Raw genomic sequence first — 20,203 nt, forward strand, 5'->3', positions numbered from 1 at the left:
TAATCTCATTAGGGCTTTTTTTTATACTTTTGAACCATGGATATTACAGAACTTTACCAATGTTTTTTACAGTGTGATGGTGTGTCTACGGATACTAGAAACATACTTCCTAACTCTCTTTTTTTTGCTTTAAAAGGAGACAATTTTGACGCTAATGAATTTGCTCAAGACGCCTTAAATAAAGGGGCTGCTTATGTAATAATGGACAACAAAAAGTTGGTAACTGATCCAACCAAAATGTTATACGTACAAGATGCGTTAGGCGCTTTACAGCAACTGGCTAAACACCATAGACAGCAATTAGGATTACCTATTATCGCCCTAACAGGTAGTAATGGAAAGACTACTTCAAAAGAACTTATCGCTACAGTACTTAGCAAAAAGTACAAGATAACGGCTACTAAAGGAAATCTAAACAATCATATCGGTGTTCCTTTAACCTTATTATCTATCACAGAAGATACAGATTTAGGAATTATAGAAATGGGAGCTAATCACAAACAAGAAATAGCAATGTTATGTGAATTAGCAGATCCTGACTTTGGATACATCACGAACTTTGGGAAAGCCCACTTAGATGGCTTCGGAGGTTTTGAGGGCGTTATCAAGGCTAAAAGTGAATTATATGATTACCTTGAAGATAACCATAAAACAGCCTTTGTCAATATAGATGACCCTAGACAGGATGCTAAGACCATTACTTTTAGTCGCTTTACTTTTGGTAATGACGAGTCAGCAGATATAGTGATCGATAAATTAGAAGCACAGCCTAATGCTACTGTTTACTATAAAGGAGAGGTTATTAATTCTAACCTTACAGGTATTTATAATGCAACTAACATAGCAGCTGCTCTAACGATAGGACAATTCTTTAATGTTGATTTTACAGATATTAAACAAGCTATAGCAGATTATATCCCTACGAACAATAGATCTCAATGGATTACTAAAGGAGAATCTATGATACTATTAGATGCATATAATGCTAACCCTAGTAGTATGGATGCTGTCCTAACTAACTTTGATCATTTAAAAGATGACAGAGATAAAGTATTCATCTTAGGTGATATGTTAGAACTAGGGAAAGAAGGATTAAAAGAACATAAAGATATCATAACTCGATTAGCTGAAGTAAACAATAAAACTGCTTACTTTATCGGTAAAGAATTTTCTAAGGCTTCTATCAATAATAAACACGAAAATATCTATCACTTCGATACTTTCGAATTGTTCAAACAACATATTGAAGAGGTATCAAACACAGTATTTCAGAACAAACTAATTCTAATCAAAGGATCTAGAGGCATCGCACTAGAGAGAGCATTAGATTTAATATAATCTAACAAAAAAGAGCTTAACGATTTAATCATTAAGCTCTTTTTTTATATCTAATTCTACTCTTCCTTCTTCGTTAGTTCTAATCTAGTGATTAGCGGGAAGTGATCTGATTTTCTAAAATCCGAGTAGGTATTAAATGCCTTCACATGTATACGTGGATCTACGAATACATAATCTATTCGCATAGGATAATAAGAGAAATCATACGTCTTACCAAATCCTGCACCACCTTCTACGAAAGCGTCATTTAAATCACCTCTAATATTGCGATACACATAAGAGTAAGCACTATTATTCATATCTCCACAAATAATCTTAGGTATAGAGACATCATTCATATGAGACTGTATCAGCTCAGATTGTACTTGCTGTTCTTTAAATGCCTTTGCGATACGGTTAACGATCATTTTAGACTTAGCCTCATCGATACTCTCATGTATATCAGGGCTAATACTTATCGACTGCAAATGGATACTATAAACTCTAATGGTATCTTGTCCTTTCAAAATATCAGCGAACACCACATTGTTATTTGAGCTAGGTAGTTTAATCTCTCCTTTATCTAATATTCTATACTTCGAGTAGATTGCTTGACCCGTTTTAATCTTGTTGCCGTGAGAAGTAACAAACTTATACGGATATTGACTAAACTTGATATTCGTATTCTTAGAATACTCTTGAAAACACACTACATCTGGATCGTGTAGATCAACGAATTCCTTTATCTTCTCAGGAATATCCTCATCTGGTATCCAATTAAAAAGATTAAACAGACGAACATTATAACTCATTAGTGTGAACTCATTATCTCCCACTACTTCTGCCCTACCTGTAAACTTGTAAAACTTATTAATGAATGTAACACCGATTAATAACATTAATACAGATAACCATATTTGTTTCTTCACTTGAACCAACCAATAGAACAGAAAGACTAAATTAATAATCAAAAAGAAAGGTAATATCAACGTAAAGACAGATAGTAAAGGAAACAGTTTAGGTGCCAAAAAAGGCAAAAAATAACCTACTAATGACATTACTGCCACTAATATATTTGCTCCATATACTACTTTATTAAACCACGAAAGGTTCTTCATACTCTATTCTTTTCCAGCTCTAAATAAAAAGTCCTTCTCTTCTTTCGTCAGACTTTCATACCCAGATTTACTGATTTTATCTAATATACTATCTATTTTCTTTTGTCGTGTTTCTCCTTCATTACCTACCTCATTCTCCTTGTTCACAACATTTTTATTAACATAAACCTTCTTAAACTTAGTCCCTTGACTGCGTTTAAACAGATTACTTATCTTATCAAATATACTACTTAAATCATATCCTTTCTCTAATAATTTTATATAGAGATATCCCATAGCAGCTCCACCTAGATGAGCTAAGTGTCCACCTACATTACTTGTATTTAATTGGATAACATCTAGAACAATGATAAAAACAGCGATATGCCACATCTTTACATTCCCTATTAATGCTAATCTAACTTGCATCATAGGAGCGTGTACTGCCATTCCTACTAACGGTGCTATCGTAGCTGCCGAAGCCCCTACTAATACTGTTCCTGTAGTCATAAACTGAGACCCTATCACAAAGAATATTCCTCCTAATAAAGCACCGAATATATATAATGTCAAGAATTGTTTCTCACTAAAGAACGTAGAAAATAATCGATTCACAAAGAACAACATAATCATATTAAACAGCAGATGTATTACACCAGCGTGTATAAATGAATAAGTAAGTATTGTCCAAGGTTTAAAAGCTAATATAGACAGATTGCTATTTAATACTAACCACGATAATACATGTGCACTAAACACTGAAAAAAAAGCATCTAATACAAGCACAATTAATCCTATCCCAACATTCCAATAAATAATCTTCTGTGCGATACCCCCAGCTCTATACGAATACTTTAAATCGTCTAATATCTTGCTCATTATCTATCCCAACGATTGTGGTTAAATTGTGTCTTTTTAAAATAGACCATCAACAGGTACCCCATTAGCGCTCCTCCGATATGTGCAAAGTGAGCGATACCTCCTCCACCACCGAATAAACTAAAGCTACCTACTACCCCTCCATATAAATCAAGAAGTAATATACCTGGCACGAAGTACTTCGCCTTTACAGGCACAGGGATGAACATCATCATCAACTCCGCATTAGGAAACATAAACGCAAATGCTACTAATAATCCATAGATAGCTCCTGATGCTCCTACTACTGGTGTATTATATGCTGATAAAAAGTTATTTAATTCTCCTGCCCCTAACACATTATTCCATCTCATATCATATTTCCCTTCTGCCAATAACGACATCACATCAGAAGATGTATACCCATTATCTACTAAAGTTGATACTGCACTATGCACACTATAGTAATTTACTCCTGTATGTAATAACGCTGCTCCAAAACCACATAACAAATAGAATGTTAAGAATTTCTTACCTCCCCAGATAGATTCTAGTGTAGATCCAAAAGAAAATAAAGCAAACATATTAAACAAGATATGCATCAGTCCTCCATGCATAAACATATGCGTCAAAGGTTGCCATGCATAGAAACTAGGGTTTTCAAAATAATACATCGCTAACAACTGATTCATAGCCGGTATAAAATTACTTGCTACAAAAAAGATGACATTAACAATAATAAGGTGCTTTACGGTGTCAGTTATTCTCATTATAATGCGAATTTTTTTTCTATATCTTCTACTCTCATTGTGATAAAAGTAGGTTTCATAAATGGTGATACACTAGGTTCTTTACAAGCGAATAGCGAATTAACGATATTCTCTTGTTCTTCTTCATTTAGTACAGTACCTGTCTTGACAGATAAACTATGTGCTAATGATTTAGCGATGCGGTCACTCTGACCCATTGCTGTTTTTGGCACGCCATCTTGGAAGTCACTGATTAGGTCTTCTAAGACGATAGACGCCTCACTCTCTGATATATTTACAGGCAGTCCCGAGATCACTACATAATCTTGTGTCATATGCTCAAATCCAAATCCTGTCTGCTGTAACATCGGATATAACTCTCTAAGTATCTCTACCTCATAAGGAGAATAATACAATGTCAATGGAAATAACAACTGTTGAGATGAAGCAGTGTGGTTTTGGATACTCTCCATAAACTTCTCATACAGTATACGCTGATGTGCTCTCCCTTGATCGATGATTACCATCCCTGATTTGATCGGACTCACGATATACTTTCTATTAATCTGAAAGCGTTTGACTCCTGTTATCTCTCCTTGTTTATTCTCAAAGAGATTACCAGTTACGAAATCACTCTCTAATTTTATGCCAGAAACATCTAAATCTTCACTTGTCGAACGCAATCCTTCATACAAATTCTCCCACCCTTCGATGTTACTCTTAGAAGATACTGCTCCTCTAGGAGATGATTTGCTACTTCCTCCAGATGATTTACTCATCTTAGATTCGATTACATCTATGTTTCTATTCACTTTTGACCCTAAAGTCATTCCATCTGCATAGTCATCACGAGTGATAGCATTTCCTTTGCTCTCTAACACATCTCCATAAGACATTTCTTCCTCTACATCAGATGCACTTGTAGAAAATCCTTCTATATAATCAGAAGAAGAATTCCCTTTACTTTCTAACGCTTCATCAAACGAAATATTCTCTGAGGTATTCCCCTTACTTTCTAACGTCTCCTCAAACGAAATATTCTCTGAAACATTACCTTTACTCTCCAGAACATCGATAAAACGAGTATTCTCTATATCATTTCCGTTATTTGTGATCTTATCCCCAAAAGGATTCATTGTCACATAACTATCTTTATTTTCTAAGTCATCGATAAAGCGGTTATTCTCGATATTACTATCTGTGTTCCCAAGAAACATCGCTGCATTATTATCAAATGGATTATATTCAAACTTATCAGTCTGTATAATTAACTCTCGATGAAACGGATTAAAGTTTCTATCCACTTCTATCGTAGGTGTAGACGCTTCTTTTCCCTCAAAATCATAAGGTGTATCTAAACTAGCATCACGTTGAAAGTCCAATACTGGCGCTACGTTAAACTGTCCAAGACTATGCTTAATAATCGAGCGTAGAATACTATATAATGCTTGTTCATCGTCAAACTTCACCTCTGTCTTAGTAGGGTGAATATTTATATCGATACTATCAGGTGGTACATTAAAGTAAATGAAATAGCTAGGGTGAGTCCCTTCTTTTAATAATCCTTCATACGCCGCCATAATAGCGTGGTGTAGATAACCACTCTTCACAAAGCGGTCATTCACAAAGAAAAACTGCTCTCCTCTACTCTTCTTAGCGAACTCAGGTTTCCCTACGAATCCCAATACTTCTACGATCTCTGTATTCTCCTTAATAGGCACAAGTTTCTCATTCGTACGCGTCCCATAAACATTGACGATACGCTGACGAGAATTACTAGGCAATAAGTTAAACACCTCGCTGCCATTGTGTATTAACGAAAAATGTATATTGTGATGCACTAAGACGATTCGCTCGAATTCATCTATAATATTGCGAAGTTCTACGTTATCTGACTTTAAAAAGTTGCGTCGAGCAGGGATATTAAAGAATAAGTTCTTCACAGAAAATGACGTCCCTGCAGGGGTTACAGCCACCTCTTGACTTATTAATTTAGTTCCCTCTATCACGATATGCGTACCTAGTTCAGTATCGTGTTTACGTGTTTTTAACTCCACGTGAGCGATCGCAGCGATAGACGCTAACGCCTCACCTCTAAACCCTTTAGTACTCAGTGCAAACAAATCCTCTGCCTTTGAGATCTTAGATGTAGCATGTCGTTCGAACGACATACGCGCATCTACATCACTCATTCCCTTTCCGTTATCTATAACTTGTATTAAGGTTTTACCAGCCTCCTTCAGAATCAGTTTTATCTCCGTAGCTCCAGCATCGACAGAGTTCTCTATCAATTCTTTAACCACAGATGCAGGCCTCTGAACTACTTCTCCAGCGGCTATCTGATTCGCTACGTGATCCGGTAGTAAACGAATAATATCTGACATCTATTTGCTCCTATATTTTTTATCTAATTCTTTAGACGAATTCTACTTAAACGACAAATTTAAAGAATTAATAACTCCTTTACTATTTCGAAGTTGTAATTTATTTCTAAATTATTGGGTCTATTAAGTGCTGACAGATTTTATGATACAATAAAGAAAACATCTAGATGTTTTATGTGGGCATAAAGTGTTACACCCCTACGCCAATATTGGGTGCCAACAGGACGTGATACACATCCACAAAATGACCACAATATAGACAAGGTAGAGACACAATATTTTGTGTGTCACACAAAATAACCACAATACACACCTACGCAGTAGTCACAACATTTATTCTGTCGCATCCACACAGTAACCACAATGTATGTCATGCTGAAGAATGAAGCATCCCACATAAGACTCCACACAGTAATCACATTACACCATGTATCAAAACATCATAAGATGTTTTAGGTGGGCGTAAAGTGTTACGCCCCTACGCCAATATTGTGTGCCGACAGGACGTGATACACATCCACAATATACAACCGCACAGTAACCGCAATGTATGTTATTCTGACGAAGGAAGAATCCCACATAAGACTCCACACAGTAACCACATTACAACACGTAGCAAAACATCATAAGATGTTTTAGGTGGATGTATGTAATCATCCCTACCGTTGTGTGTCGACAGGATGTGACGTGTATGTCCACAATATACAACCGCACAGTAACCGCAATGTATGTTATTCTGACGAAGGAAGAATCCCACATAAGACTCCACACAGTAACCACATTACACCATGTATTAAAACATCATAAGATGTTTTAGGTGGATGTATGTAATCATCCCTACCGTTGTGTGTCGACAGGATGTGACGTGTATGTCCACAAAACAGGTGTTAAGAAAACATCTAGATGTTCTAGGTGGGCGTAAAGTTTTACGCCCCTACCGTTGTATGCCGACAGGACGTGACATATATATCCACATAACAAACTTGACGTATATACCCCTCCATCCTCCCTCTACTTAATCCAAATACTCAGCTAGTCGTAGATTACGTATCAATACGAGAACCATTGCTCGACTAATAATCCTCAGAGCGACCATTTACGGGGAATACTCGAGCAACTGTCGAGCAAGTGAGGAGCATAACTGACTCCCATTGGGATTGAGAGCAGTAAGAGAAATAGGCCTGATTAACAAAAAACACACTAACTATATCAAATACAGCTATTTAAGTGTTTTGGCTATTTAAAAAAAACATATACTGTTTTTTGAGAATTACGCTATTTAGGGCTATAATGGAGTGGTTTGACAAAAAAAGGGAGATATAGAATGGGTATTGTAAAGCCAAATAGAGCTATAATGAGGAGAAAACAAAAAAAACTGTTCGTGTTTTTTAGATTCTATAGAATGATTGGTAGTAGAGAGATTAAACCTAAAATAGAATGAGAAAGGATCATAAGTAGGGATTATTCTCAGGGATAATATACTAGTAAATAATACGCACAAAAAAAGAGGACTACCACTTAAGGAAGTCCTCTTTATATATTTTAAAGCAGCGTAGTGTTACGCCATTCTATTTAATTCGATCATTTTTAAAGCTGCGATAGCTGCTTCAGTACCTTTGTTTCCGTGTTCTCCTCCACTGCGTGCGATAGACTGCTCGATGTGGTTATCTGTCAATAGACAGAAGATAACAGGGATATCAGATATTAGGTTAAGATCTTTGATACCTTGAGTAACACCTTCACATACGAAGTCGAAGTGCATAGTCTCACCCTTGATTACGCAACCTACTACGATCACAGCATCTAAAGTTTCGTCCGCTTCTATCATTTTCTTCGCACCGAAGATAAGCTCAAAGCTACCTGGCACATTCCATCTCACTACGTTCTCAGCTAATAGACCACAGTCTATTAATGCCGCTTCTGCACCAGAGTACAGTCCATTAGTGATTTGGTCGTTCCATTCTGATACTACGATACCTACTCTAAAGTCTTTTCCGTTAGGAAGTTTAGATTTGTCGTATTCAGATAAGTTCTTATTTGCTGTTGCCATAATTACTGTGCTAATCCTATCATTGCATCTACATTTCTGTATTCTGCAGAACCTTGATAGTTATTTTTGATTTCACTAAAGTTCTTAAGAGCTTCCTCTTTATTCTCTAATTCTAACGCCATTAATCCCGCTTTATATAAAAATCTAGGAGTAGTGAAGTCACTTTTTTGCTTTGCAGCAGCTTTTTGGTAATACTCTAATGCTTCTTTATGTTGACCTAATTCCGAGAATGCATCCCCTATAGCTCCTAAAGCTAATGGTGCTAATACAGCATCATTACTTTTGAATTTCTCAAGTTCTTTAATAGCATCTTCAAATTTGTTCATATTTAAGTATGCAGTACCTGCATAGTAATGAGCTAAATTAGCTGATTGAGTCCCGCTGTAGTTCTCTATAATTCCTAAGAAACCTAGTTTTCCTTCTCCACCATTAAGTGCTAGATTAAAAAGAGAATCCTTAGCAGCTACATTCATTAAAGCCTCATTATAATAGCTCTGTGCTTGAAACATTTCGTTTGCAGCATCACCATTCTTTGGTTCAACAATAAATTTGTCATAACCAACATATCCTAAAGTTGCAATCGCTACAGCACCTACTAAACCAAAAATAATCTTTTGATTACGCACTACCCAGCTCTCCATCTTGTTAGCACCTTGGTCTAATGAATTGAATACCTCAGCTGTTTTACTATTAGATGCATCAATATTATTATATTGATCAAACTCAGTATCTACCTCTTCTTGTTCCGGTTTAGGGGCTTTATAACCTCTTTTATTATAAGTTGCCATTTAGTCAAAAGTTTAATGAGTCGCAAAAATAGGATTTTTATTGTAATATAAAAGTGCTTTCTATCTATATTTTTGATAATTTGCACCGAAATTTCACAAAGCACTCTCTAAAACGTTAAAATAACTGATAACAACGTGTATTTAAAAAAATTAAACATATTAAATTTCAAGAATATTAGTGACAATTCATTCACTTTTAACCAAAAAATAAACTGTTTTATCGGGCTAAACGGCGTGGGTAAAACGAACATCCTTGATGCTATATATTATATGGCGTATGGCAAGAGTTACTTCAACCCTGTAGCGGTGCAAAACATCAAACACGAGGAGGATTTCTTTGTTATAGACGGGACTTTTGTTAGAGATGAGAAGGATGAGCACATCGTGTGTAGCCTTAAAAAAGGGCAGAAAAAAATATTAAAGAGAAATAATAAAAACTACGAGAGGTTCTCTGATCACTTCGGATTTATCCCCTTAGTAATTATATCTCCTTCTGACAGTGACCTAATCACTGAAGGAAGTGAGACACGTCGTAAGTTTATAGATAGTGTCATCTCTCAGATGGATAGTAACTATCTACAGCTATTGATTCAATATCAAAAATTGATCAGTCAGCGAAATGCCTTACTAAAGGGTTTTGCGCAAAACCAATATTTTGACGGAGAGACTTTAGCTGTGTACAATGAGCAAATAGCAGAATTAGCACAACCTATTTATGAGAAGAGAAAGAGTTTTATAGAGGAGTTTACCCCAATATTCTCTCATTATCACGATCTTATTACAGATAAGAAAGATGATGTATCTCTTAAATATGAAACGCAATTAGAAGGAAAATCTATGCTAGAACTCTTTAGTGAGAATATAGCGAAAGACCGAATGCTACAGTACACTTCAGTAGGTGTGCACAAGGATGATTTGGCGTTCGAATTAAAGGAACACCCTATTAAGAAATTTGGTTCACAGGGACAACAGAAATCATTCTTGATTGCCTTAAAACTAGCACAGTTTGACTTCTTAAAATCACAACGTGGAGTAGCTCCTATCCTACTGTTCGATGATATCTTTGACAAATTAGATGAAAATAGAGTCAGAAAGATTCTAGAGTTAGTCAATTTAGATACCTTTGGACAATTATTCATTTCGGACACCCACGCAGATAGAACAGAAAGTCTATTAAATAGTATAAATCAGGACTACGAAATATATAAGATTCAACAAAACGAAGAATAATCTAACACCCTCTCAATACAATGAATATCCACGAGAACGTATCGCTTAAGCCATATAACACATTCGGTCTAGATGTACAGGCTAAATACTTTATCGAAATCAAAAACCTCAACGATCTAAAGGAAATAGTAAAAGCGAATAAAAGCGATAAACTATTCATCTTAGGTGGTGGAAGTAATATGCTGTTGACTCAAGATATCAATAAGATAGTCGTGAAGCTAGATCTACAGGGTATCTCAGTGGTAGAGGACAGTGATAACTATGTATTAGTAGAGGCTCAAGCTGGTGAGAATTGGCACGAGTTCGTGCTATGGTGTATAGAACACAACTATGGAGGTGTAGAGAACTTATCTCTAATTCCAGGTAATGTGGGGACTACTCCTATACAGAATATAGGTGCATACGGAGTGGAGATTAAAGATGTAATGCATAGCTGTAAAGCACTAAATGTAAAAACGCTAGAGATAGTAGAGTTTACTAATGCACAGTGTGAGTTCGGATACAGAGAGAGTATCTTTAAAAATGAACTTAAAGATCAGTATATCCTTATTTCAACTACATATAGATTAACTAAAGAAAATCACTCTTTAAAGATAGAATATGGTGCTATTAAAGGAGAGTTAGAGGCTAATAATATTACTTCTCCTACGATTAAAGACATCAGTGATGCTGTAATAGCGATTCGCGAAAGCAAACTACCTAATCCAAAAGAAATCGGGAACAGTGGTAGTTTCTTTAAAAATCCTATCGTAGATAAAGAGACATTCTTAAGACTACAAAATGGATACCCATCGATGCCACATTATATCGTAAGTGAGAATGAGGTAAAGATACCAGCAGGTTGGCTAATAGAGACTAGTGGATTTAAAGGATATAGACTAGGTGATGCAGGAGTACATACTCAGCAGGCATTAGTATTAGTAAACTACGGCAAGGCAGAGGGAATACAAATCAAAAAACTATCAGAAACAATTCAAAGAGAGGTGTTTAATCTATTTGGTATTAAGATAGACGCAGAGGTTAATATCTTTTAACCCTATTTCTACAACATCACTATAAAATTAGAGCCTGTTTAAAATTGCATTGTTTGCGTATTTATTACTTGTTTTTGAGAGAATCAATACTATTTATTAAGAGGTAATACCCATTATCTATCAATAAATTAATATAGATATAACCAAAAACATATAGAAACGATGTAGTACATACATTTTTTAAACAAGCTCTTATAAAGCTTTAACAGATTAATCGTACATTTGCGACCTTTAAGCGATTAGAAACTCACTATGCTAACACTTTTATTTTACATTTTTATTGCCGTTATCGTCATTGAGATACTGCAATACATTATTATTTATGGACCTATAGCGATGGCAACAAGTTTGCCTACGAAGAAATACACCGACTTAGAGCCTGTATCTGTAATAGTATATATAAAAGAGCAACAAGATAAGTTAGATAATTTTCTTTCACTGCTTATCCAGCAGAACTATCCCACCTTTGAGATTGTACTTGTTCACACAGAATCTGATGATGATGGTTTAGAAATACTTGAAGCATTCTGTGATAAACATCCTAATACACGCTTAGTCAAGGTAGCGAATATCGAAGCTTTCTGGGGTAATAAAAAGTATGCATTAACACTGGGGATGAAAGTAGCCCAATACGAACGCTTCGTATTCATTGAACCTGCTGTCACTCCTAGAACAGCGGACTGGCTACTGTCTATCACTAAAGGATTCTCTACTTCTAAAAAAATAGTACTAGGTCATACTAAAATAGAAAAGAAGAAAAGATCGTTTATCAATCAATTGATTCGCTTTCAGAATAACTTTAAGACTATCGACTTATTTGCTTGGACTAATTTTGGCAAGCCATTTCATGGTAATGCTTATAATCAAGGATATAATAAAGAGCTATTCTTTAAAGTAAACGGTTTTATAGATCATATGCACACTCCTTATGGAGACGAATACGCATTTATTAATCAGATAGGTACTAGTAATAATGTAGCGATCGCTTATGATCAAGATAGTTTCGTTAGCTTACAACTAGACAGTAAAACTTCTACATGGGTAGGTAACGTACGCAAGTATGATCTACACATAAAGGCTTCATCATTCTTCACACAGTTAAAGATTAGATTCTTTAATCTATGCCATTTGTTATTCTTCGCTTTGTTTGCGATACTAATGGCGTTCTTATTTAACTGGGAAATTGTTGTAGGGTTATTTGCATTTCGTTATTTGATATTCTATATCTATAACTATAAACTATTTAAAGTATTTGATGATAAAGATTTGATCTGGACACTGCCATTCTTAGAAATAATTCATATTTTTATCACTACATTTTACTCAACTAAACATTTCATTACACGTAAAAAGATTTGAAAACTCAAGTACAAGAAAATATCCTTGCAGCGCAGAAGGGAGACCAGATAGCATTTACTTTCTTATTGAATCACTATTGGTCTGAAGTTTATAACTTTATGCTAAAGAGAACAGCTAATGAGATAGATGCTGAGGATATTACTATTGAGACTTTTTCAAAGGCATTTACGAGTATTAGCAAGTATGATCCTACTTATGCTTTTAATACTTGGCTGATTAGTATTGCTAAAAATGTACATATTGATATGATTAGAAAGAGAAAGAACATCTCCTTCTTTGATATCAATGATGAAGAAAATCAACAGTATCACAATATTATAGATGATACGATGAATAAAGAAGATGAACTGATACAAGAGCAGAACTTACTGATCTTTAAAAGTTATATCAATCTACTTAAACCACATTACCAGGAAGTAATCGATATGCGCTTCTTCCAAGAGATGTCATATAACGAAATAGCAGAGGCGCTTAACGAACCCCTTAATAACGTAAAGGTTAAGATTATGCGTGCAAAGAAACTGCTCGCTGAGATTGTCCTTAAACAGATAGACCAAAACTTCTCTATCTAAAATACTTCACCTCCATCTTGGACATAGTTCTATATGTTCAAAACTTTAATTTACCTCTTTTTTGAATACAGAGTAGTACTTCTACGTCCTTATTTGACCATAACACCTTAGTAGTAAAACTATTAAAAGATCTTTTACAACTAAAAAACACCACAATTAAGAGTAAACAATCCATATCATTTCAAATAAAAAAGCAAAAAATACACACGTAACACCTCAATAAACAAACCATTAAACACAATCTCATTAAATAATACACGAATATTACAATAGTACATGCTTTGTTTAAAAAATTTCAAAATGTTAAAGAAAACTGATAAATGTCAATATAAAAGACATTATTGTCTTCTATCTTTGATATACAAAATGTAACTAACATAGCACATACTTATGAACACAAAAACACATTTATTAAAGAACAAACTAGGAGTCTTAGCATTGGCTTTAAGTTTACTAACTATCGGTAGTTGTTCTCAGAAAGACAATAAGACAACTAAGATGACAGCGGATATGGCTGAGCAGATTGTAACTAAAGGAAATCTAGAAGCAGAATTAACTTCTCCTCCATTTGTGCCAAAACCTGTAGGAAGTAGAGATGCAACTAAGCTAAAAGTAAACCTTGAGATATTAGAACAAGAAGGTGAAATGGTGGATGGAGTAAAATATATGTATTGGACATTCGGTGGTACAGTACCCGGAAGTTTTATCCGTACACGTGTAGGTGATGAAGTAGAGTTTACACTTAAAAACCACCCTGATAATAAACTTCCTCACAACATCGATATGCATGCTGTGACAGGCCCAGGTGGAGGAGCAGCGTCTTCATTAGTAGCTCCAGGTCACGAGGTAACTTTCTCATTCAAGACACTACAACCAGGACTATATGTTTACCACTGTGCGACAGCTCCAGTAGGTATGCACATCGCTAATGGTATGTATGGATTAATATTAGTAGAACCTGAAGGTGGATTACCTCCTGTAGATAAAGAATACTACATTATGCAAGGGGATTTCTATACCAAAGGAAACTATGGTGAGAAAGGATTACAACCTTTTGACATGAATAAAGCATTAAAAGAACAACCTGATTATGTGGTATTCAATGGACACGTAAATGGATTAGTAAACGAGAACGCTATTACTGCTAAGGTAGGTGAAACAATTCGTTTATTCGTAGGAAATGGTGGACCTAACTTACTAAGTTCATTCCACGTTATCGGAGAGATATTCGATAGAGTACACGTAGAAGGTGGTGACTTAATTAACGAAAACGTACAGACTACACTTATCCCTGCAGGTGGTGCAGCTATTGTAGAGTTAAAAGTAAATACTCCTGGTACTTTCGTTATCGTAGACCACTCTATCTTTAGAGCATTTAATAAAGGTGCTTTAGGTATGCTGAAAGTAGAAGGAAAAGAAAATGAGAAAGTTTTCGCTGGTAAGATTAGAGAAGGAGTTTACCTTCCTGAAGGTGGAACTATCCAAAATATGCCTAAAGAAGCTGCTAAAAAAGAAGTAATCGAAAACAAAACTGTAGCACAGCAAATAGCAGATGGTAAAAGTGTATTCACAAGAACTTGTTTCGCTTGTCACCAATCTGAAGGACAGGGTATAGATAAGATCTTCCCTCCTCTTGCTAAATCTGATTACTTAAATGCAGATGTTAATAGAGCAATTAAAACAGTTATTAACGGACTACAAGGAGAAATTACTGTAAACAACGTAAAATACAACTCTATTATGACTAGTCAAGGGTTAAGTGACCAAGAGATAGCAGATGTACTTACTTATGTGTATAACAGTTGGGGTAATAATAAAACTGTAGTATCTCCTCAAATGGTCAAAAAAAATAGATAAAATGTTTTTTCTTGATAAATCAAATATCATCGTGTGTCTTCTGAGCGTACTGACATTTAGTTTGTCGTATGCTCAGAAAGCCACACCGATGGTTACTATTAAAGGTGGAACTTTTGTTCCACTTTATGGTAGTACAGAAGAAGGTAATGCTAAAGTAGCTTCCTTTAAATTAGATCAATACGCTGTGACAAATGAGCAGTATGTAGAATTTCTGAAGAAAAACCCTACTTATCAACGTTCGCAAATTAAAGCTCTTTTTGCTAATAAAAGCTACTTAGCACATTGGGCTAGTGACTTAGATTATGGAGATCTTAAACCGAATGCACCTGTAACTAATGTGTCATGGTTTGCAGCTAAGAAATACTGTGAGCTACAAGACAGAAGGTTGCCTACTATGGATGAATGGGAATATGTAGCCATGGCAGATGCTAAGAATATGGATGCCCGCGAAAAAGAGGCGTATAACAAGTATATATTAGCTTGGTACGAAACTCCTAAAACTTATGTAAACTCTGTTGGTAGTACATTTAAAAACTATTGGGGGGTGTATGATATGCACGGATTAATATGGGAATGGGTAGCGGACTATAACTCTATTTTCTTATCAGGTGAAAGCCGCAAGGATAAAGGAAATGACGAAAACCTATTCTGTGGTAGTGCATCTATTAATGCATCTGATCTAATGGACTATGCTGCATTTATGAGATATGGATTCAGAGGTAGTCTTAGAGCTAACTTTACGACAAAGAACTTAGGATTTAGATGTGCAAAAAACTTATAATAGGAACATCATGAAAAACACACGAATAGCACTAGCAGTTTGTTTCAGCTTATTATTAATAGGTTGTAATGAAACTAAAAAAACAGAAGAACAACTTCAAAGTACAGAACAAACAACTGAACAAGTAACCGATAATCAAGAAATATCTGACTTATCTATCTATAACTTACCTTCTAAGTGGACTACACAAGATGGCAAAGACATAGAATTAAAAGACTTACAAGGCAATGTATTAGTAATGGTTATGATCTACACATCTTGTAAGGCTGCCTGCCCTCGATTAGTTGCTGATATGCGTAATATCGAAGAACGTGTAAAAGGTAAAAACTTAGATAAAGTCAAATATGTATTAGTCAGTATAGATCCAGAAGTAGATACCCCAGAACGTCTTAAAGCCTTTGCTAAAGAGAATAAGATGGATGGTGACCAATGGATATTCTTGCGTTCAAACGAAGAAGATACTCGTGAATTCGCTGCTACACTTGCTGTCAACTATAAAAAGATATCTCCTATGGACTTCTCACACTCTAATATCATCAGTGTGTTTAATACTAAAGGAGAATTAGATTATCAACAAGAAGGACTTGGTGTTGACTATGCTCCAACTGTAAATGAGATTGAAAAGCAGTTATCTTTAATCAAATAAGAAAGTTAGTTATTAGTTTAATTATATAACTGCTCTAAGAATCTATTGAGATCATCTTAGAGCAGTTTTTTTTATTTATTACTCTTTGCTACAAAGTACATTAACACAAGGCTAATAACTGCAAATACAGCCATCATCCAAGGCAAATACTGTATACCATAGTTACTAATAACCTTCCCTCCCATAAAAGTTCCTATCGCAATACCTAAGTTGCCAAATGAGGTAGAAAGACTACTCCCTAACTCAAAAGAAATAGTCGTTGTCTTTTGTAAAAAGGCTGTTACATTTAGATAAACAGGTGTGTATATCAGACTCCATAAAATTACAATAACAGAAGTAATGTAAGGGTTACTATTAGACACATAAAGCAGTACAGCGATAAATAAAGCACCGATAGTGTAAATGACATTACTATAGATGACGCCTCTATTCAATATCTTGCCGCCTAAATACATTGCTGCTACACCTACTACTCCAAATAGTAGAATCATATTCCCGACCATTAGTCCAGACATCTCTTTTGTTTATTCAGATAATCAGCGAAATAACTATAGATACTAAACCACATCGCTATAATAAACAAGTTAACTAAGGCACTTCGAATAAATGAAGCTTGCTTAAAGACACTTAATTCTTTCGTATCAAAGGTCTTCTCAGATCCAGGTACTGAAGGTAATAACCAATAGATAGCCAAGAAGGCAACACTACTCGTGACTCCCTGAATAACAAAGATAGCTTCTAATCCATATAAATTAGTCATATACGTTGCAAGAGGGATAGTAGTAAATGTGGCGATTGTTATCCCACTAAAAACAATACTCATCATCTGACTTTCCTCTCCTTCTTTAGCATATTTCACGGCTATCGCTAAGGCATTCGCAATATAAACAGGTTGTAGCAAAGCGGGCAATAACCTAAAAATCAGCAACAACCAAAATGGAGGTAGAAAGACAGACACAATACTTGATATAAGAAATAAGGCGGTAGCTCCTAACATCAATTGCTTCTTATCCATCTTCGCTGTCAGCAAGGTCATAAATGGTCCCAAAAAAGCAATCACTAAGGCAAATCCGCTTAACAACCAACTTGCCTGATCAATGGATATCTTATAATGGTTAGCTATCTCAGGTAACACACCTATTACTCCAAATTCTGTAGTTATAATACTTAATAACCCTAATGCTCCTATGTAGGCATACTTCTTCATAAAAAATAAACTAATACTTTTGCTAATTATCAGCAGTTATACATTTCTTTGTATTCTGTAAATACAAGGGCAAAAGTAAGTAGGACATCCTTGTTCACCTAGTGTAACAATCCTTGTGAGTAACTAACAATTTTGTAAGTAATGGCTAATAGAAAGGAAAATTCAACAAATAGTGCAAACAGAGATTTCATCACTTCAAACTGTGATGCTATCTATACTATCTGTAAAATAGGTGGTAGATGGAAGATGATGTTACTGTATTACATAGGACAATACGATACATTGCGCTTTAGTGAGCTAAAGGAAAAAACTACAGGCATTACAGACCGTATGCTTTCACTTCAACTTAAAGAATTAGAAGCCGATAATTTAGTAATGCGAAAAGTATATGCTGAAGTGCCTCCACGTGTAGAGTACTCCCTTACTGATATCGCTAAAGAATTACTGCCTATATGGCCCGCTTTAGATGCTTGGGGTGCTAAACACCGTGCAGAAAACGAAGAATGATGAGATACAATATTTTGTATCTAAAGAGCAATAAGTAAAGGTATAGTATACCAAATACCCAATTCTAAATCGGTATTTTAAGCACAATCTTAATTCTTAATTAATTATATCCCTCCGTAGCGTACGAAGCTCCCCAGTATTAACATAATGATACTAATCGTAGTTACGGCTAAGATATGAAAAGTCATCAATGGCAATTTCTTAATATCTGTCTTAAGTCTTGGCAACACGTAAAACTGCGCACTTATAGCCAATAGGGCAATACCGATTAGACAGCTTAACTTAAGTGAAACAACACGTTCTATGGGAGTTTCAAAAGCAAACCAAGTTGCTATCTTGACATTATAAATATATGCCATACGAACTCCTGTTAATAGCATAATCAATAGAGCAGGCATACCGAACCACTCATATCTACTCTCGAAGTTAAACAACTTCTCTACTGATCGCTCTTTCCATACTTGAGGTAGTATAACTACACTTAACAAGATATGTCCTCCTACCCAAATAGTAGCTCCTAATAGGTGAAGTATTAATAAAAGGTGCAATTCATTCATAACTTTCTAATTTTTAAATAAGACCCTAAAAAACATGCTATACTAACAGGTAACAATACAGATGCATAAAACAATAACAACGGTGTATTCTCTATCCATATCTCTCCTATAAAGCCTTGTAACCCCTGTATAAACAGAATAGCTTCTGTCAGTATAAATCCTGATAACAAGAGTATGATCGCTACTTTAGTCCAATTATTCACACTTAGTTTATGCTCTTGTATCATTAGCCATAGCCCGAAACCACTAAGTATACCAAGCATGTTCAAATGTATAAAACCAACTATCCAACTACGCAAAGCTTGCAGTTGAGTAGCTAACACTTCTGAGACAACAGCTAACTGCATCGTTATTCGCATTATAAAACATATTCCTACTAATATTACCAAGAGCCAAACAAATATCCCTCTCCCATTAGTTTCTTTCTTAATTGCGCTAAAAATAGGTTTTACTAAATATCCTACTGCATATAGCTGTAGAAAAACTCCTATCGCACTTAAATAGTGTAAAACAGGCAACTCCACATACCAACTTAAAGGTAATGCATAGGTTAACACCACAGACAAGATCCAAGTATAATAAAATGGCTTAAACTTCGATAAGGAACAACCTTTAAAGACAGTTGCAAACAACAAAGCTATAAACGCTGTCATAAACCATCCATCAAACTGAAAGTGTAAGAAGAACTGTATACAAATTTGGTAGAATGCGCTGGTCTTACCTAACATTCCTACTGCAGGGCCTAAACACCAAACTCCTAAAGTAGAAAGAACCATAAAGAACAGTGCTGTTCTTAAAAGTGTACCTTGTTGTGTTCCTAATACAGTATTGTGTTTCCATAAATGAACTACAAAAATATAAGAACAAATAATGTGTAAAGTAGAGAATGTGATAGATGCGGCTGCATATCCCATAATAGGAAAAGTAACTGCCATTCCCAATACAGCCAACTGAGTAACCCAAAACAACTTTGTATAAAACTTTTGTTCTTTCGGAGTATCAAGAGTAAACTTCTGTACAAATAACACATAGGCTAATAGATATAACCATCCTAATAGTGCTATGTGTGAATGCGTGTGCAGTATGTATAAAAACGTCACTCCTTCTACCGGAAAAACGAACATACTTCTAAGTAACAGCCCAAATAGCGCTGCTACAAAAAAGTTAACTAAGGGTATGATGTAATAAATAGATTTCATACGTTTTTATA

At 35.2% G+C, this 20,203-nt stretch carries 19 protein-coding genes; 9 read left to right on the forward strand and 10 right to left on the reverse strand.

Annotated features, from left to right (window positions below; all coding sequences use genetic code 11):
• Positions 1–36: 36 nt before the first annotated feature.
• A complete protein-coding gene (murF, locus tag CF599_RS10785; protein WP_121966040.1) occupies positions 37–1,338 on the forward strand; it encodes a UDP-N-acetylmuramoyl-tripeptide--D-alanyl-D-alanine ligase in 1,302 nt (433 codons plus the stop codon).
• A gap of 56 nt (positions 1,339–1,394) precedes the next feature.
• On the opposite strand, the gene CF599_RS10790 is transcribed toward murF, so the two are convergent.
• The 6 genes from CF599_RS10790 to CF599_RS10815 all read right to left on the reverse strand — a co-directional run bounded on the left by CF599_RS10790 (position 1,395) and on the right by CF599_RS10815 (position 9,243).
• Complete coding sequence (locus CF599_RS10790) at positions 1,395–2,435, reverse strand: endonuclease/exonuclease/phosphatase family protein (RefSeq protein WP_121966041.1); 1,041 nt, start codon at positions 2,433–2,435, stop codon at positions 1,395–1,397.
• A 3-nt stretch (positions 2,436–2,438) separates the two neighbouring features.
• Positions 2,439–3,293 (reverse strand): rhomboid family intramembrane serine protease, encoded by an 855-nt coding sequence (locus tag CF599_RS10795; protein WP_121966042.1) that lies wholly within the window; start codon positions 3,291–3,293, stop codon positions 2,439–2,441.
• On the reverse strand, positions 3,293–4,042 hold the full coding sequence (locus CF599_RS10800) for a rhomboid family intramembrane serine protease (protein ID WP_121966043.1): 750 nt from the start codon (positions 4,040–4,042) through the stop codon (positions 3,293–3,295). The genes CF599_RS10795 and CF599_RS10800 overlap by 1 nt, the downstream gene beginning before the upstream one ends.
• Positions 4,042–6,405 carry a DNA mismatch repair endonuclease MutL gene (gene mutL, locus CF599_RS10805; RefSeq protein ID WP_121966044.1) on the reverse strand — a complete coding sequence of 788 codons (2,364 nt, stop codon included), beginning with the start codon at positions 6,403–6,405 and terminating at the stop codon, positions 4,042–4,044. The genes CF599_RS10800 and mutL overlap by 1 nt, the downstream gene beginning before the upstream one ends.
• Positions 6,406–7,963: 1,558 nt before the next feature.
• Entirely contained in the window at positions 7,964–8,455 is a 492-nt protein-coding gene (gene ribH, locus CF599_RS10810; protein ID WP_121966045.1) for a 6,7-dimethyl-8-ribityllumazine synthase, read from the reverse strand.
• A 2-nt stretch (positions 8,456–8,457) separates the two neighbouring features.
• The gene (locus CF599_RS10815; protein WP_121966046.1) at positions 8,458–9,243 is read right to left on the reverse strand and encodes a tetratricopeptide repeat protein; all 786 of its coding nucleotides are present in this window, start codon (positions 9,241–9,243) and stop codon (positions 8,458–8,460) included.
• Positions 9,244–9,378: 135 nt separating this feature from the next.
• Between CF599_RS10815 and CF599_RS10820 the strand changes: the two genes are divergently transcribed.
• The 7 genes from CF599_RS10820 to CF599_RS10850 all read left to right on the forward strand — a co-directional run bounded on the left by CF599_RS10820 (position 9,379) and on the right by CF599_RS10850 (position 16,722).
• Positions 9,379–10,473 (forward strand): DNA replication/repair protein RecF, encoded by a 1,095-nt coding sequence (locus CF599_RS10820; protein ID WP_121966047.1) that lies wholly within the window; start codon positions 9,379–9,381, stop codon positions 10,471–10,473.
• A 20-nt stretch (positions 10,474–10,493) separates the two neighbouring features.
• A complete protein-coding gene (murB, locus tag CF599_RS10825; protein ID WP_121966048.1) occupies positions 10,494–11,507 on the forward strand; it encodes a UDP-N-acetylmuramate dehydrogenase in 1,014 nt (337 codons plus the stop codon).
• A 252-nt stretch (positions 11,508–11,759) separates the two neighbouring features.
• Entirely contained in the window at positions 11,760–12,866 is a 1,107-nt protein-coding gene (locus CF599_RS10830; protein ID WP_121966049.1) for a glycosyltransferase, read from the forward strand.
• On the forward strand, positions 12,863–13,438 hold the full coding sequence (locus tag CF599_RS10835; RefSeq protein ID WP_121966050.1) for an RNA polymerase sigma factor: 576 nt from the start codon (positions 12,863–12,865) through the stop codon (positions 13,436–13,438). Before CF599_RS10830 ends, CF599_RS10835 begins: the two co-directional genes overlap by 4 nt.
• 390 nt (positions 13,439–13,828) lie before the next feature.
• Positions 13,829–15,295, forward strand: coding sequence for a copper-containing nitrite reductase (gene nirK, locus CF599_RS10840; RefSeq protein WP_173835544.1), 1,467 nt, complete (start codon positions 13,829–13,831; stop codon positions 15,293–15,295).
• A gap of 1 nt (position 15,296) precedes the next feature.
• Positions 15,297–16,076 carry a formylglycine-generating enzyme family protein gene (locus CF599_RS10845; protein WP_121966052.1) on the forward strand — a complete coding sequence of 260 codons (780 nt, stop codon included), beginning with the start codon at positions 15,297–15,299 and terminating at the stop codon, positions 16,074–16,076.
• Positions 16,077–16,086: 10 nt separating this feature from the next.
• A complete protein-coding gene (locus CF599_RS10850; RefSeq protein WP_121966053.1) occupies positions 16,087–16,722 on the forward strand; it encodes an SCO family protein in 636 nt (211 codons plus the stop codon).
• A gap of 71 nt (positions 16,723–16,793) precedes the next feature.
• On the opposite strand, the gene CF599_RS19855 is transcribed toward CF599_RS10850, so the two are convergent.
• Positions 16,794–17,213 (reverse strand): hypothetical protein, encoded by a 420-nt coding sequence (locus CF599_RS19855; RefSeq protein WP_254050282.1) that lies wholly within the window; start codon positions 17,211–17,213, stop codon positions 16,794–16,796.
• Positions 17,214–17,224: 11 nt separating this feature from the next.
• On the reverse strand, positions 17,225–17,929 hold the full coding sequence (locus tag CF599_RS19860) for an MFS transporter (RefSeq protein WP_254050283.1): 705 nt from the start codon (positions 17,927–17,929) through the stop codon (positions 17,225–17,227).
• Positions 17,930–18,070: 141 nt separating this feature from the next.
• Here CF599_RS19860 and CF599_RS10860 point away from each other — a divergent pair, with 141 nt between their 5' ends.
• The gene (locus tag CF599_RS10860) at positions 18,071–18,436 is read left to right on the forward strand and encodes a helix-turn-helix domain-containing protein (protein ID WP_121966054.1); all 366 of its coding nucleotides are present in this window, start codon (positions 18,071–18,073) and stop codon (positions 18,434–18,436) included.
• Between the two features lie 104 nt (positions 18,437–18,540).
• On the opposite strand, the gene CF599_RS10865 is transcribed toward CF599_RS10860, so the two are convergent.
• Together CF599_RS10865 and CF599_RS10870 are read right to left on the reverse strand one after the other, a co-directional pair.
• Entirely contained in the window at positions 18,541–18,993 is a 453-nt protein-coding gene (locus CF599_RS10865) for a CopD family protein (protein ID WP_121966055.1), read from the reverse strand.
• Positions 18,990–20,192, reverse strand: a complete 1,203-nt coding sequence (locus CF599_RS10870) for a hypothetical protein (RefSeq protein ID WP_121966056.1) — start codon at positions 20,190–20,192, stop codon at positions 18,990–18,992. Before CF599_RS10870 ends, CF599_RS10865 begins: the two co-directional genes overlap by 4 nt.
• Positions 20,193–20,203 lie beyond the last annotated feature (11 nt).

This window comes from Myroides sp. N17-2, assembly GCF_002286775.1.
Lineage (GTDB): Bacteria > Bacteroidota > Bacteroidia > Flavobacteriales > Flavobacteriaceae > Flavobacterium.

What these genes read in the sequence shown, in the direction of transcription:
- murF (WP_121966040.1), top strand. Translation starts at nt 37, where the DNA reads ATGGATATTACAGAACTTTACCAATGTTTTTTACAGTGTGATGGTGTG.
- CF599_RS10790 (WP_121966041.1), bottom strand. Translation starts at nt 2,435, where the DNA reads ATGAAGAACCTTTCGTGGTTTAATAAAGTAGTATATGGAGCAAATATA.
- CF599_RS10795 (WP_121966042.1), bottom strand. Translation starts at nt 3,293, where the DNA reads ATGAGCAAGATATTAGACGATTTAAAGTATTCGTATAGAGCTGGGGGT.
- CF599_RS10800 (WP_121966043.1), bottom strand. Translation starts at nt 4,042, where the DNA reads ATGAGAATAACTGACACCGTAAAGCACCTTATTATTGTTAATGTCATC.
- mutL (WP_121966044.1), bottom strand. Translation starts at nt 6,405, where the DNA reads ATGTCAGATATTATTCGTTTACTACCGGATCACGTAGCGAATCAGATA.
- ribH (WP_121966045.1), bottom strand. Translation starts at nt 8,455, where the DNA reads ATGGCAACAGCAAATAAGAACTTATCTGAATACGACAAATCTAAACTT.
- CF599_RS10815 (WP_121966046.1), bottom strand. Translation starts at nt 9,243, where the DNA reads ATGGCAACTTATAATAAAAGAGGTTATAAAGCCCCTAAACCGGAACAA.
- murB (WP_121966048.1), top strand. Translation starts at nt 10,494, where the DNA reads ATGAATATCCACGAGAACGTATCGCTTAAGCCATATAACACATTCGGT.
- CF599_RS10830 (WP_121966049.1), top strand. Translation starts at nt 11,760, where the DNA reads ATGCTAACACTTTTATTTTACATTTTTATTGCCGTTATCGTCATTGAG.
- nirK (WP_173835544.1), top strand. Translation starts at nt 13,829, where the DNA reads ATGAACACAAAAACACATTTATTAAAGAACAAACTAGGAGTCTTAGCA.
- CF599_RS10845 (WP_121966052.1), top strand. Translation starts at nt 15,297, where the DNA reads ATGTTTTTTCTTGATAAATCAAATATCATCGTGTGTCTTCTGAGCGTA.
- CF599_RS10850 (WP_121966053.1), top strand. Translation starts at nt 16,087, where the DNA reads ATGAAAAACACACGAATAGCACTAGCAGTTTGTTTCAGCTTATTATTA.
- CF599_RS19855 (WP_254050282.1), bottom strand. Translation starts at nt 17,213, where the DNA reads ATGATTCTACTATTTGGAGTAGTAGGTGTAGCAGCAATGTATTTAGGC.
- CF599_RS19860 (WP_254050283.1), bottom strand. Translation starts at nt 17,929, where the DNA reads ATGAAGAAGTATGCCTACATAGGAGCATTAGGGTTATTAAGTATTATA.
- CF599_RS10860 (WP_121966054.1), top strand. Translation starts at nt 18,071, where the DNA reads ATGGCTAATAGAAAGGAAAATTCAACAAATAGTGCAAACAGAGATTTC.
- CF599_RS10865 (WP_121966055.1), bottom strand. Translation starts at nt 18,993, where the DNA reads ATGAATGAATTGCACCTTTTATTAATACTTCACCTATTAGGAGCTACT.
- CF599_RS10870 (WP_121966056.1), bottom strand. Translation starts at nt 20,192, where the DNA reads ATGAAATCTATTTATTACATCATACCCTTAGTTAACTTTTTTGTAGCA.